The following is a 12,912-nucleotide window of genomic DNA, read 5'->3' as shown; positions in this document are numbered from 1 at the left end:
TCGGCTTCGGCTTCGGCTTCGGCTTCGGCTTCGGCTTCGGCTTCGGCTTCGGCTTCGGCTTCGGCTTCGGCTTCGGCTTCGGCTTCGGCTTCGGCTTCGGCGGGAGTGTCGCAGGTTTCGGTGAGGTGGACCTTGTAGCCGCGCCAGAAAAGGTCGTCGCCCTTGGCCGCCCACCGCGCATCAGGGTCGTAGGGAGAGGCCAGGCGGAGATGACCGGGCGGGACGCCCTCCGTGTCGGCCTCCCGCTTCACGACCACCTCCCGTCCCCGCGCGTCGGTGGACACGTAATAGGTCTGCACGAGCATCCTGCGCAGGAACGCGACCGGCTCGATCTCCCGCAGCCATCCCGGCGCCCCGGGTGCCCAGACCGCCCGGCACAGTGCCAGCGCATCCTGCCCGAACACCACCGCCAGCCGGTCCCGCTTCGACTTCGACGACGGCATCGTCCACCCGTTGACGCGTTCCCCGTAGCGGTGCACGAACTCGGGAATGTCCACCGCGTCGGCCAACCAGCCCGGAGCCGCGACCGCAAGGGCCTCTAACGCCACTCGCACGCTCTCACCTGCGAGTTCGGTCTGGTTCAGGTCACGAACCGCGCTGATCACATGAGCGGAGTCAGTGCGCTGCTTGCCGCCGGCCCCGACCAGGCCCTGGTCACGGCACACTTCCAGGAGTCGGTCGAACACCACCCGCTCCATGCCATGCTCGGCCAGCCGGGTCCTGAACCGGGACAACACGGTCGCGTCAAAACCGGTATCGGTCAGTTCCGCGCCGATCGCGTACTTCCAGTCGATCGCGCGGACCGCCATCACGGCGGCTTGCCGGTCGGTCAGGTTCTCCGTGAACTGCAGCACCGTGACCAGAGACAACACCGCCGGCGACAGGCCCGGCGCCCCACGGTGTCCGAACGCATCGATGAACGGCTCATCCGCAAACACCGCGCCCAGCCGGTCCCGCACCCGCATCGCCAACGTCCCATGAGGGAACGCCGCCCGCGCGACCGCCACGGTCTGTGCCGGGATCTCTGGCAGCCTCTTCGGCCGTAACGACATGGACTCCACTCCTCGTGGCCCACGACGCGACCAGGGCCACAGAGGCGATCATGCCGCACCCGCGACGCTCACTCAGCCAAATTGCGCAGCATAGTCGCCCGACGGGCCAAAGCCGGGCGGAAGCTGGTTCCAGGTGCATCCTGACGTGGCGACGAACACGATGGCCGCCAGGACCCACCGATGCCGTGCCGTCCGCGACCACCACCCTGCGGTCGCACCGGAGCTGGCGGCACCACCCGCTGGAACAGCTCCCACAATCCGTCCGGCGCCGTCCGCTCGGCCAACTCGCTCGACACGCGAACAGCATGCCGCAAGATCACACCAATCGAGACCAGTTGCTAGGCGTCGAGGTAGCGGTAATCCCCATCCGGGAGGCCGATCACAAGGTCACCGTTGTGGACCCTCCACTCCCTCATGCCGTCGACGTCGTGGCTGACCAGAAACAGCCCTCGAGGCCTGTCGTCGTACTCGCCGTCCTGGTAGGAGGCCGGGATCCGGGCGATCTGACGCAACCTCTCCTCGAACCAGTCGAGGGACACCGCGCGGATGTCACCCCCGTAGAACGCCCACCTGACGTAGTTGTACTGCCGAGCGGGGAAGGCCCAGCCCCCGCTGTAGGTGCGCTCCGGATCGTCTGCTCCCACGATCTCCTTGATCTGGGCCAGCTGTCCGTCGTCACACTGCAGCCAGCCCCTGACCGAGACCATGGTTCCCACGGCGGTTGCTCCTCATGCGTGTGGCGCGCTGTCCTGGCGCACGTTCCTATGCGCCTGCACGCTAGGGGCGACCTGCTCGTGCGCGCAAAGGGATTGAGGGGTGGATCAGCTGCCTCGGGCGGGAGCGCGCCATCCCCATCCGGTCGGCCCTCGCGATTTGCGTTGGGCCCGGGTAAGTACGAGAACGGCCGACACAGGCTGGCCACGCCGCCCCAGCACGATGCAGAGGCTGCTGCGAAGCGCACGCTGGGGCGCCGACGGGGCGCGCTCCTGACAGGTGGACCACCTCGGCGCGGGGATGGCGTGTTGGTCGTGGACGAGACAAGGATCCTGCAGAAGGGCCTGCGTTCGGCTGGCGTGCTTGACCCGACTTCTGGATCACCGTCGGACGGATGTCACGTCGCTGGCCTCGGCGTCCGGCATCTCGGAGAGAGAACTCCGCTCGGTGGCCTCAGGTGCACCGCCACTGACTTCGCAACTCGACGACCTTGCCCGCGCTCTTGGTCTTCAGGCAGACGACCCTCTACGTGATCGCCGGCGTCCCGGCGCCGGAAGCCCGCATCCCCTGGGACCTACGGCCGGATCGGGAACCGCGAGCCTCTTTTTTGACCTTGCGATGTGGTGGCGTCACCACGCGACCGCCGGTCTGCGCGCCCATGCCCTGATAGCCGGCATCCTCGGGGATCTCCATGAACGGACCGTCGGCCAGGAACTGGGCCAGTCCCAGCTGTCGTGCCTGGGTGATGTCGGCGCAACTGCCCGGCTGGACCGGGCTGCAGGACATCACGCGCCCCTCGGCGTCCGTGAGGACCATGGACTTCCCCACGTTCTGCTCGGTCTTTCGGAGACGAATTTGCTCCGGTGCTGTCGGCCTGCCGCCGGGCGCCGCACACGGATCTCCGTGCCATCAATCAGGGTCGTCCCGCCGGCGAGCAGGACGAGTGGCGCGTCGGCCCCTCGACAACGTCGAGGAGGTGGTGGCCAAGGACGACGGCACCCGAGCGGACAGTCCCCCCTCGGGCAGGACCCAGCGGCCGTCGGGGTCCTCGGAAGACGCCCACGTGTGCAGGGCTTCACCGCCGGTGCCCAGACCGGGGGCCGAGCCGGGGGTCGGGCCGGGTGACGAAGCCCTCGAGAGACACCGAGATGTCAGCGATGATTCGAGTCATGCCGGGACAGACCCGGTCCGCCGCCAAACTCATCGCTCACGCAGGAAACGTGGGGCACACGCGAACTCGACAGCACGACGCGTGAGAGGGCATGTCGAGGCGCATATGCACAGGTCAGCTCTCCGCCGGCCTTCCCTGCCTGCCGCAACGGAGATGCTCACCGAAAGTGAGTAACAGCCACCGGGTCCGAACCGACACCGGACCTGCCCCGACCTCCACCCCCGGCAGTGGAGCCGGCGCGCGGAGCAAGCCCATGGGCGCCCACGTAGGCGCACAGACGCCGGCTGCAGCCAGCGCGAGTCCGTCAGCCGATGTGCCAGGAGAAGCTGCCGCCGTTGTTGGCGGCGACGACGAACATCACGATCATGAGAACGATGTCGACCACTCCGAGACCGATGTCCCACTTCGCCATCACGGAGCCGGTCTGACGCAGCGCCACGGCGCCGAAGATGACAGCCAGCGGCCCCAGGATGATCGGCAGGATGAAAAGGCCGACGATGCCGCAGACCAGTCCCGCGATCGCCAGTCCGCTCGCCCGGCCCGTCTTGTCTGCGCCTGTTCTGCTGTAGGACGACATCGGTATCTCCTAACCTGTCGTAGTCAGCTTCTTTTCTCTTCTTCGGTTCCCTTCTGGTTGCCCACCACAGCCGGGTCATGCCTCAGACTGCGCGAACAACTCCCGGCGCACGAACGGAAGTCGACATGCCCCCCGCGCTCGCCCGTACTCCCCTACCGACGAGCAAGGGGCGATGCTCGCCCGCCCCGGAACAATCCGTCAGGCCCGCCACCTGACCGGCCACCCGGAGGCGAGCCTCAGACGGTCCGTGACGGCGGCACGGAAGCTGTAGAGGCCCAGGCAGTTGAGGTCTGCGTGAGGCAGCGGGAACGAACCTCTCGATCCCGACCACGGTGATCACTACCCGGGCTGGAATGGCTGCGACGACCGCACTGCTCACGATGACGGCGGCAATGATCGTGCGGATGCCCTTGCTCCTTTTGCCCGCACCGCGATAGCAGCCGTTGCCCTGCGCCCCGGCATGTCGCGTGCTTGTGCATCGCCGTGCTGCTGCCAGCGGCTCATCAGGCGCAGGTGAGTGCCGCGTCCTCGATCGGGAACTGTCCACAGCGGCTGCCCGCACACGCCCCAGCGTTCCAAGAGCGCGTTGGCAGCGAGGAAACCAGTGGTGGCGGCCCGTTCCATCAGTGCTACGGGCAGATCGACGCGTACCAGGTCCCCGGCCATCACCAGGTGCGGATCCGGGGTGCGCACCGGTGGGCGGTCGGCATGGCCACCCACCGGGAACAGCGGGCAGTCGGCCCTCCACTCGTGGCGGGCGTCGACGACTGTGGCGTTCCGTGTTTCCGGGTAGATCCGGTGCAGTTGGTCGATCAGGTGTTTCTGCTCCACGTCGCGGGGCGTGTCCGGCCTCAGTGCGTAGGCGTGGAGTTCCACCACGGATCCGCCGGTGCGCGCCGCCCAGCGGGCCGCTTCGTCCTCCCAGCGTTCCGGGACGCTTACGTTGTCGAGGCTGCCGTATCCGCTGGTGCCGAGGAAGCCGGGGCGGTCCGCAGCCACGGGCTGGTCGAGCCACAGTCGTGTGACCAGGAACGGTGGGGCGGTGCGCAGGTGGGCGATGCGTGTCCGCCACGCGGCGTTGCCGAGCCGGTCGGAACGGCCGACCAGGGAGCGCAGCCCTGCGGTGTCCAGGGCCAGGACGACGGTGTCATGACGTTGTCGGCCACGGGTGGTGCTCACCTCGTAGCCGCCCTTCGGGAGGGGGGTGATGTGCTCCACGGGCGTGGAGACGCGGACGTCGGCGCCGTGCTGCAACAGGTACGCAGCGAGAGGATTCCACAGGGCCTGCGGGAAGGGCGCGCTGGGCACGTCGAAGAGCAGGCCCTCGGCGGATCCGAGGAAGTAGATGTGGAACATGAGCGCCATCTCGGCAGCCGAAAGCCGGCGGGGGTCGGCGAAGAAACTGCGGGAGAACACCTCGAAGGCGAGGTGGCGGGCTTTGCGCGGGAAGCTGATGTCTTCCAGGAAGTCGTGCGCGCTTCGGTGGTCGAGGCGTGCGTAGATCTCGGGGACGCGGACATCGAGGAGTGGCAGGGCCGCGACCGGGTTCATGCGGAGCAGGTCGCGCAGGCCGAAGCAGGGGCTCAGCGCGGCGAAGCCGAGGGCGCTCCACGGGGGTGTGCGCGGAACGCGCCGGAAGCTGTCCTGCAGTCCGCTGCTGTGCCGCAGCGGGTAGTCCGGCAGCGCCGTGAGCCGTTCGAGCCGGGGATCGGTGCGGCGCAGCAGGGCCCGCAGATTGTAGTACTGACGGAAGAAGGCGTGGAAGCCGCGGCTCATGGTGCTCTTCGTGCCGTCCTTCAGCTCGACGGACCATCCGCCGATGCGACCGCCCAGGAAGCTCTCGCGCTCGTACAGTGTCACCGCCACGCCTCGTTCGGCCAACGCGGTCGCGGCGGCCAGGCCGGCGATCCCTCCGCCTACCACCGCGGTGGTGGGCCGTTCCCCTTCGATCCTCGGCACGCCGACCGGTGGCGGCAGCATGCGGGCCTGGCGGTCCCGGCCGGGGCGTGCCGGTTCCTGCCCTCGTCGGCGCGGGCGGGTCATCGCGCCTCCTCCGCGTCGGCGTCGGCGCGGCGGGCGACGAACGTGTGCGTGATGCCCGTCTGCCAGCCAGGTAGGGGCAGGACGCGCACGCGGTCGAATCCAGCGGTGCGCATCCGGGCGGCGAAGCGGTCGGTGGTGTCGAACTCGACGACGCTGCGCCACAGATGCCGGTACAGGTCGCGGTCCCCCAGCGCGCCGGCCAGGGGCTGGACGATGCCGCGGCACACGAGGGTCCACACGGCCCGGTGGGCGCGGTGTCCGCTGAGCGTGTACTCGTGCACGCCGAGCCTGCCCGACGGGGCCAGGATCCGGTGCACGGTGGTCAGCAGGGCGTCGGGGTCGGCGACGTTGCGGAACAGGTAGGCGGCGAAGACGGCGTCGAACGGGCCGTGCACACCGGCCTCTGCCAGCCGTTCCGCCGGTGCCTGCACGAAGGTGACGTGGGGCGGCCAACGTTTGGTGGTGGCGCGCGCGAGCATCCCGGCGGAGGCGTCCACGGCGGTGATCTCCGCGTTCGGCAGCGCAGCGGCGAGGGCGGCGGTGGACGCGCCGGTTCCGCAACCGAGGTCCAGGATGCGCAGGCCGCGTCCGTGATCGGGCAGGCCCAGCCGACGTACCGAGCGACGGAGGTGAGAGTGGTAGCCGGGGTTGACGGCGACCAGCGCGTCGTAGGTGCGTGCGGCGTGGTCGAATGCGGCGGTCAGCTCCTGGTCGTGCAGCAGGGCCATGCGGTCTCCCATGGGGGTGGGTGGTGGGGCGTCAGGTTTCCTCGAACGGCCGACGGGGCAGCAGGGGCAGCTCCAGCGCCGAGCGCAGCATCGGTCCGATGGGGGCGTGCAGGCCGACGGCGAGGTCCTGGTGCAGGTGCGTGCGGCCGTCGAGGAACAGCAGGAGTCGCTTCATCGGAACCCGTGCGAACAGCTGGGCAAAGAGATCGGGGCCATTGGCCCGGCCGCTGTCCAGGGCGCGCAGAAGTACGGCGTCCATGGCGCGGGAGCGGGCGGAGTGGGCGGGAGGCGGCACGGGCCGTCGGCCCCGGTACAGGGCTGTGGCCACGGCCCGGGTCTGCCGCTGCAAGCCGGCGAAGGTGTAGCCGGTCGAGGGGCGGGTGGCTCCACCGGCGGCACCGATCCGGAAGACGGACGCACCGACCTGCCGGGGCAGCGGGCCGTCCGTCATCGCGATGGCTCCGGTCTCGGTGGAGAGCACCTCCAGGCCGCCGAGGCCGAGCACGTCCCGGGTGTAGTGCCGCACCGCCGCCTCGTAATCGGTGGCCGACAGGACGCGCGGAGAGAACTCGGTGTACTCCACCAGTGCCTCGCCGGGAGTGAGGGGCAGAACGTACCCGAAGGACAGGCCGTGGTCGGGTTGTGGGGTACGGAAGTCCATCAGTTCGGCCGTGGCGGGGTCGAAGGTGGGGCGGGTGGTGCGGACGAACCAGCCGTGGAAGTGCTGCAGAAGCGTGGTGCGGGCGGCGGGCAGGCTGCCGAGCGGGCGTGAGTCGAAGACCCAGCGGGCGCGGACCGTCCGGTGGCGGCCCTCGGTGTCCTGCAGGTGAATCAGGCCTCCGCCGTGGACGTCCTCCACCGTCTCGACGGTGGCTTCCAGCCGCCGCAGGGCCGGGTTGCGCGCCACCTGAGCAGCCACCAGTTCCTCGAAGTCGTCCGACCTGATCATCTTGTACCGCAGGGGCGCGATGTCTCCCTCGATGACAGTTCCCGTACGGGACCGCACGCGCAACTGCCGCCACGACGCCCTGACCGCCGCGTCGAAGCACCCCTGGCCGGCCTCCCAGAAACACCAGGTCCGGCGGGGCGGACGCAGCGGGCCGGGCGGGGCGTCGACCAGGAGCACCGACAACGCGCTCGCCCGGAATCCGGGTGCCGAAAGGCGGTGCGCCAGGGACAGACCGGCGGCTCCCGCGCCGATGATGGCGACATCCACCTCGCGCACGAGCGCTTCCTCCCTCCAGGTCGTGAGCACCAGTCGTTCGGTCTTCGGCACACGCGCGCCGCACCTTCAGCATTCCTGTCCCGGCGTCCGAACGGATGCAAGCCACCCGCGCGGGTGACAACGCCGCTGCGGCGCTGGGCAGGGCCGGGAGGGGGAAAACATGGCACCAGCCATTCGTTCCGCATTTCGCTCCCTGCGCATCCGTCTGCGCTTCCGAGCGCGAAGCGAGTGAGGACGGATCGCTACGCGAACACGAGGAGTTGAACCGGAATGCGTCCCACACCGGCGACGGATCAGCCCACGGGCGGATCGGCGTCCCTTGCCCCGGTGGCTCCGCCGGACTCCCCCGCCCGGGTGCGGCCGAACGGCCCGGCGAGGGACCTTCCACGCGCCGCCTCGCCGCGCCCGGAGACCGCGGACGCCCGCGCCGTCGACCAGGACGTCCGCGCGGCCGTCGCCCGTGTCCTCGACCGCTTCCTGGCCGAGCATGTCAACCGAGCACGGACCATGAGCACGGTGTTCGCCGACGACGTGGCCGAACGGGTCGCGCGCTTCAGCCGGGGCGGCAACCGCGCCCGCTCACAACTGCTCTGGTGGGCCCTGCGCGCCTGCGGCGGCGAGGGCCACGCCACGGTGACGGCGGCGCTGAGGATCGGCGCCGCCCTGGAACTGCTCCAGACCTGCGCGCTCGTCCACGACGACGTGATGGACGGCTCCACGCTGCGCCGGGGCCGGCTCCCGGTGCACGCCGACGTCGCCGCACAGTACGACAGCGCGACCTCGCCGGACCGTGCCGCATCCTTCGGACAGGCCTCCGCGATCCTCGCCGGTGACCTGGCGCTCGCCTGGGCCGACGACCTGCTGGCCGAAACCGCCCTGCCGTCCGACACCGCGTCCGCCGTGCGCCGCCTGTGGAGCGATACACGCACGGAGATGGTGGCCGGACAGTACCTGGACGTCCACGGGCAGGCTACGGCGGCCCGTTCCCTGCCTCGCGCGCTGCGGACGGCTTGCCTCAAGAGCGCCCGCTACTCCGTCGAGCGGCCGCTCGCGCTCGGCGCTGCCCTCGCCCGCGCGGACCACGTCACCGTGCGGGCGCTGTGCTCGGCCGGCCGGTGCGTCGGCATGGCCTTCCAGCTGCGTGACGATCTCGATGATGTGTTCGGCGACCCGCGGCGGACCGGCAAACCGGCCGGCGGTGACATCCGTGAGGGCAAGCCGACGTATCTCGTCGCTTTTGCCCGGGCGCGGGCCGAGGCCGCAGGTGACCGCGGTGCCCTCGACGTCCTCGAGCACGCGCTCGGCCGCCGAGATCTGTCACCGGCCGCGTTGGAGAAGGTGCGCGAGGTCCTGGTGGCAACAGGAGCCCCGGAGGCAGCCGAAGCCCGCATCCGCCGGCTCCTGGACAAGGGCTTGCACCACCTGGACAGCGCGAGGCTTGAGGCCGAAGGCGCCAACCGGCTCCGTGACTTGCTGAGCCGCGCGGCCGGCACCACGGCAGGCGGCGGTCACCGTGAACCACAGGCGTTGCCTGCGGCCTGGGTGCCGCCCACCGCCGAGCGGGTCCGACGGTGATGCGCACGGTGCCGGGAGGCACCGACCACGTGGTGGTGGTAGGAGCTGGGCTCGCCGGACTGTCGGCCGCGCTGCACCTGCTGGGCGCGGGACGCCGGGTGACCGTCGTGGAGCGTGCCCCGCTGCCGGGCGGCCGCGCCGGCCGCCTCGACCTCGACGGCTACCGCGTCGACACCGGTCCCACCGTGCTGACCATGCCCGACCTGGCCGACGAACCTTTCGCCGCCGTCGGTGACAGTCTGCGGCAACGTGTCGACCTCGTCCCGCTCCACCCGGCCTACCGCGCATGCTTCGCCGACGGAAGCAGCCTCGACGTGCACACCGACGCCGAAGCGATGGCCACGGAGATCGAGCGCTTCGCCGGAGCCGGCGACGCCGCCGGATACCTGCGGCTGCGCAGCTGGCTCGAACGGCTGCACCGCGTACAGATGCGCCGTTTCATCGACGCCAACTTCGACTCGCCGCTGGATCTGCTCACCACCGATCTCGCACGGCTGGCGGTCCTCGGCGGGTTCGGCCGGCTGGAGCCGCGCATCGGCCGATTCCTGCTGGACGAGCGGCTGCGCCGCGTCTTCACCTTCCAAGCCCTCTACGCGGGAGTGCCGCCGAGGCGGGCCCTGGCCGCGTACGCAGTCATCGCCTACATGGACACCGTCGCCGGCGTGTACTTCCCCCGAGGCGGCATGCACACGCTGCCGCAGGCCATGGCGGACGCCGCCGCCGACGCGGGCGCCGACCTGCGCTTCGCGCAAGAGGTGAGGTGCCTGGAACGTACCGGCAGCCGGGTCACTGCCGTCGTCACCGAGGTCGACCGCATTCCTTGTGACGCCGTGGTCCTCACTCCCGACCTGCCCGTCGCCTACCGGCTCCTGGGCCGGCCGCCCCGGCGTCCCCTGCGGCTGCGGCACTCGCCCTCCGCGGTGGTGCTGCACCTGGGCACCGCCCGCACCTGGCCGCAGCTCGCGCACCACACGATCTCTTTCGGCGCGGCCTGGCACCACACCTTCGACGAGCTGACGCGAACGGGACACCTGATGAGCGACCCGTCGCTGCTCATCACCCGGCCCACTGCCACCGACCCGTCGCTCGCCCCGCCAGGCCGGCATCTGCACTACGTCCTCGCTCCCTGCCCCAACACCGACGTCGGTCCACAGCCCTCCGCCTGGGACGACCTGGCCCCGCGCTACCGCGGCGAGCTCCTGCGGGAACTTCAGCGGCGCGGCCTCGACGGCATCGAGGAAGCCATCGAGAAGGAGTGCATCGTCACACCGGCAACCTGGCACGCCGAAGGGCACAGCGCCGGTACGCCGTTCTCGGTGGCGCACACGTTCCCGCAGACGGGTCCGTTCCGGCCCCGCAACCTCGTCCGCGGCACGGAGAACGTCGTCCTCGCAGGCTGCGGCACCACTCCCGGCGTCGGTGTCCCGACCGTGCTGCTGTCAGGGAAGCTCGCTGCGGCACGGATCACCGGATCCACCGCACGCGCCACCGCCACCAGGCGCGGCAGCCGCCTTCCTGCGCAGGAGGCCTCCGCATGAGCGACCGCGAACTCGATGCGGCAGGCATCGCCGACCCGGCCCTGCGTGCGGCGTACCGGCAATGCCGCCGGCTCAACGCCCGCCACGGAAAAACCTACTTCCTCGCCACCCGGCTGCTGCCCGTCGAGCACCGAGCGGCCGTGCACGCCTTGTACGGCTTCGCACGCTGGGCCGACGACATCGTCGACACCCTCGATCCCGCGATCGGTCCCGCCCGGCGTGACGCTGCATTGTCCGACCTCCACCACGAGCTGCTGTCGAGCCTGCAGGAGCACAACAGTCGTGAGCCGGTGGTGCTGGCCCTTGCGGACACGGCACGCCGCTACGCCATCGACCACGGTCTGTTCGCCGATTTCATGACCGCGATGCGCTCCGACCTGCGGGTCACCGACTACGCCACCTACGCCGATCTGCGCGGCTACATGCACGGTTCCGCGGCCGTGATCGGGCTGCAGATGCTGCCCGTCCTGGGCACGGTCGTCCCGCGTGAGGAGGCCGCCCCGCACGCGGCCGCGCTCGGTGTGGCTTTCCAGCTCACCAACTTCCTCCGTGATGTGGGCGAAGACCTCGACCGGGGCCGGGTGTACCTGCCGGCCGACCTGCTGCACGCCCACGGCGCCGACCGCCGGCTGCTCGAGTGGAGCCGCACGACAGGCCGCACCGACCGGCGCATCACCGCCGCGCTGCGCGAATTCGAGGCCCTCACCCGCGGCGTCTACCGAGAGGCGGCACCCGGGCTCCCCATGCTCGCCCCGCTCTCCCGCCCGTGCATCCGCACCGCGTTCGTCCTGTACGGCGGCATCCTGGACGCCGTGGCCCGGCAGGGTTACTCCGTGCTGCACCGTCGCGCGGTCGTGCCCCGAGTGCGCCGCGCCGCGGTCGCCGCCGACGGGCTCCTCCGGGTGGCCGCCGCACACCTGCGTGCCCCAAGGCGCCCCGCTCCTGCGTCCCCTCCTTCACTGGCGTGTCCCGGCGAACCGTGCCGACCGGTGCCCGAGGAGGTCGCGTGATGCCCCGCCCGGCCCTCGGTGGCGGACGCCTCCCCCTCCTCGTGCGCAGGCGGCCGGTGTCCTGGGACCGCCAGCACCCCACGTGGCGCGAAGCGCGCCCCGCCGTGATCGCCGAAGCGCTGAAGCGGGCGCAGGCACGCCCGTCCGGCAACTGGTACGTCGTGGGTGCCTCCCACGGCCTCGACGCGGACCGGCCGCTGGCCCGGACCGTGGCGGGGCGCGAAGTGGTCGTCTGGCGCGGCGCCGACGGCCGTCCGGTCGCCGGCCCCGGCATCTGCCCACACCTGGGCGCGCCACTGCGGGACAGTCCCGTACGGTGCGGACGCCTCGTGTGTCACTGGCACGGACTCGCCCTGGACGGCGCCCCGTTCGGTGGCTGGAATCCCCTGCCGGTCCACGACGACGGCGTGCTGGTGTGGGTGCGCCTGGACGACGTAGGCGGCGAACCGCCACTCGAGGCACCCGTGCTGCCGTCCCGTCCCACGCCGGCAAGTGCGGTGTCGGCCGTCTACGTCGGCGTGGCAACGTGCGAGCCCGAAGACATCGTGGCCAATCGCCTGGACCCCTGGCACGGCGCCTGGTACCACCCCCACTCGTTCGTCGACCTCACCGTGGTCGAGGTGCCCGAAAGTGCCGCTGACGGGAGCGACAACGGCTTCACCGTCGACGTGTCCTTCAAGGTCGCGGGACGACTGGTCGTACCGGTGCGAGCGGTGTTCACCACGCCGGAACCCCGCACCGTCGTCATGCACATCACCCGCGGCGAGGGCACGGGTTCCGTGGTCGAGACGCATGCCGTCCCCCTCGGGTCCGACGACCATGGCCGACCGCGCACGGCGGTCGTCGAGGCCGTCATCGCAGTCTCCGACCGCACAGGTTTCCTCCTGGCCCGCAAGGCTGCCCCGCTGCTGCGCCCGCTCGTCCGCGCCGCCGCGGGACGCCTGTGGCGAGACGACTTCGCGTACGCCGAACGACGCTGGCACCTGCGGTCGACGGGACGCATCCCCGCCTGATCACCGTGCGAGTGGTGCTGCGCGGACGTCGCCGGCGAGCGCATGGATGACACCGTCGACGACCGCCGAAGACGAGTCCCGTGACCTCACCCGGCCCCGACTGTCCTGGCGGCAAACCCGCTGCCTTCCGCACATGGCACGGCCGAGGCGATCCGGGGGCGGCTGCTGATGCGGGGATGCCCTCCGTGGTTGAGAGGATTGCGGCGGAGTCATCGGTGGTGCTGATGCAGGCCGGCCATACAGCCACGCTCGAGCAGCTTCCGGTG

Annotated in this window: 11 protein-coding genes and 2 pseudogenes; 4 read left to right on the top strand and 9 right to left on the bottom strand. The window is 70.8% G+C overall.

Annotation, left to right across the window (positions count from 1 at the left end):
* From ACIHEJ_RS39470 to ACIHEJ_RS39430, 9 genes and pseudogenes are all read right to left on the bottom strand, one after another.
* On the bottom strand, positions 1-1,052 hold a 1,052-nt coding region (locus ACIHEJ_RS39470; RefSeq protein ID WP_400142676.1), incomplete at its 3' end, for a transposase.
* A 96-nt stretch (positions 1,053-1,148) separates the two neighbouring features.
* Positions 1,149-1,348, bottom strand: a pseudogene (locus ACIHEJ_RS39465) (transposase); the annotation flags it as partial.
* A 42-nt stretch (positions 1,349-1,390) separates the two neighbouring features.
* The gene (locus ACIHEJ_RS39460) at positions 1,391-1,759 is read right to left on the bottom strand and encodes a hypothetical protein (RefSeq protein WP_400142697.1); all 369 of its coding nucleotides are present in this window, start codon (positions 1,757-1,759) and stop codon (positions 1,391-1,393) included.
* 532 nt (positions 1,760-2,291) lie between these two features.
* Positions 2,292-2,582: a hypothetical protein gene (locus ACIHEJ_RS39455; RefSeq protein ID WP_400142675.1), complete on the bottom strand. Its 291-nt coding sequence runs from the start codon at positions 2,580-2,582 to the stop codon at positions 2,292-2,294.
* Positions 2,583-2,718: 136 nt separating this feature from the next.
* Positions 2,719-2,937, bottom strand: a pseudogene (locus tag ACIHEJ_RS39450) (dihydrofolate reductase); the annotation flags it as partial.
* Between the two features lie 304 nt (positions 2,938-3,241).
* On the bottom strand, positions 3,242-3,514 hold the full coding sequence (locus ACIHEJ_RS39445; protein ID WP_400142674.1) for a DUF4190 domain-containing protein: 273 nt from the start codon (positions 3,512-3,514) through the stop codon (positions 3,242-3,244).
* 375 nt (positions 3,515-3,889) lie between these two features.
* Complete coding sequence (locus tag ACIHEJ_RS39440; RefSeq protein ID WP_400142673.1) at positions 3,890-5,557, bottom strand: FAD-dependent oxidoreductase; 1,668 nt, start codon at positions 5,555-5,557, stop codon at positions 3,890-3,892.
* A complete protein-coding gene (locus ACIHEJ_RS39435; RefSeq protein WP_400142672.1) occupies positions 5,554-6,285 on the bottom strand; it encodes a class I SAM-dependent methyltransferase in 732 nt (243 codons plus the stop codon). Before ACIHEJ_RS39435 ends, ACIHEJ_RS39440 begins: the two co-directional genes overlap by 4 nt.
* Before the next feature lie 31 nt (positions 6,286-6,316).
* Positions 6,317-7,510 (bottom strand): lycopene cyclase family protein, encoded by a 1,194-nt coding sequence (locus ACIHEJ_RS39430; protein WP_400142696.1) that lies wholly within the window; start codon positions 7,508-7,510, stop codon positions 6,317-6,319.
* A 270-nt stretch (positions 7,511-7,780) separates the two neighbouring features.
* Between ACIHEJ_RS39430 and ACIHEJ_RS39425 the strand changes: the two genes are divergently transcribed.
* The 4 genes from ACIHEJ_RS39425 to ACIHEJ_RS39410 are packed head-to-tail and all read left to right on the top strand — an operon-like array spanning position 7,781 to position 12,646.
* Positions 7,781-9,085 (top strand): polyprenyl synthetase family protein, encoded by a 1,305-nt coding sequence (locus tag ACIHEJ_RS39425; RefSeq protein ID WP_400142671.1) that lies wholly within the window; start codon positions 7,781-7,783, stop codon positions 9,083-9,085.
* Complete coding sequence (crtI, locus tag ACIHEJ_RS39420) at positions 9,082-10,623, top strand: phytoene desaturase family protein (protein WP_400142670.1); 1,542 nt, start codon at positions 9,082-9,084, stop codon at positions 10,621-10,623. The genes ACIHEJ_RS39425 and crtI overlap by 4 nt, the downstream gene beginning before the upstream one ends.
* Positions 10,620-11,633 (top strand): phytoene/squalene synthase family protein, encoded by a 1,014-nt coding sequence (locus ACIHEJ_RS39415; RefSeq protein ID WP_400142669.1) that lies wholly within the window; start codon positions 10,620-10,622, stop codon positions 11,631-11,633. The genes crtI and ACIHEJ_RS39415 overlap by 4 nt, the downstream gene beginning before the upstream one ends.
* Complete coding sequence (locus tag ACIHEJ_RS39410) at positions 11,633-12,646, top strand: DUF5914 domain-containing protein (RefSeq protein WP_400142668.1); 1,014 nt, start codon at positions 11,633-11,635, stop codon at positions 12,644-12,646. Before ACIHEJ_RS39415 ends, ACIHEJ_RS39410 begins: the two co-directional genes overlap by 1 nt.
* Positions 12,647-12,912 lie beyond the last annotated feature (266 nt).

Source organism: Streptomyces sp. NPDC052301, from assembly GCF_044593395.1.
Taxonomy (GTDB): Bacteria; Actinomycetota; Actinomycetes; order Streptomycetales; family Streptomycetaceae; genus Streptomyces.
This window is presented reverse-complemented; position numbering and strand designations above follow the sequence as displayed.

Bases quoted from the DNA above. Each gene is read 5' to 3' on its own strand.
- ACIHEJ_RS39445 (WP_400142674.1), bottom strand. From the start codon at position 3,514: ATGTCGTCCTACAGCAGAACAGGCGCAGACAAGACGGGCCGGGCGAGC.
- ACIHEJ_RS39440 (WP_400142673.1), bottom strand. From the start codon at position 5,557: ATGACCCGCCCGCGCCGACGAGGGCAGGAACCGGCACGCCCCGGCCGG.
- ACIHEJ_RS39410 (WP_400142668.1), top strand. From the start codon at position 11,633: ATGCCCCGCCCGGCCCTCGGTGGCGGACGCCTCCCCCTCCTCGTGCGC.
- ACIHEJ_RS39435 (WP_400142672.1), bottom strand. From the start codon at position 6,285: ATGGCCCTGCTGCACGACCAGGAGCTGACCGCCGCATTCGACCACGCC.
- ACIHEJ_RS39425 (WP_400142671.1), top strand. From the start codon at position 7,781: ATGCGTCCCACACCGGCGACGGATCAGCCCACGGGCGGATCGGCGTCC.
- ACIHEJ_RS39455 (WP_400142675.1), bottom strand. From the start codon at position 2,582: ATGGTCCTCACGGACGCCGAGGGGCGCGTGATGTCCTGCAGCCCGGTC.
- ACIHEJ_RS39460 (WP_400142697.1), bottom strand. From the start codon at position 1,759: ATGGTCTCGGTCAGGGGCTGGCTGCAGTGTGACGACGGACAGCTGGCC.
- ACIHEJ_RS39415 (WP_400142669.1), top strand. From the start codon at position 10,620: ATGAGCGACCGCGAACTCGATGCGGCAGGCATCGCCGACCCGGCCCTG.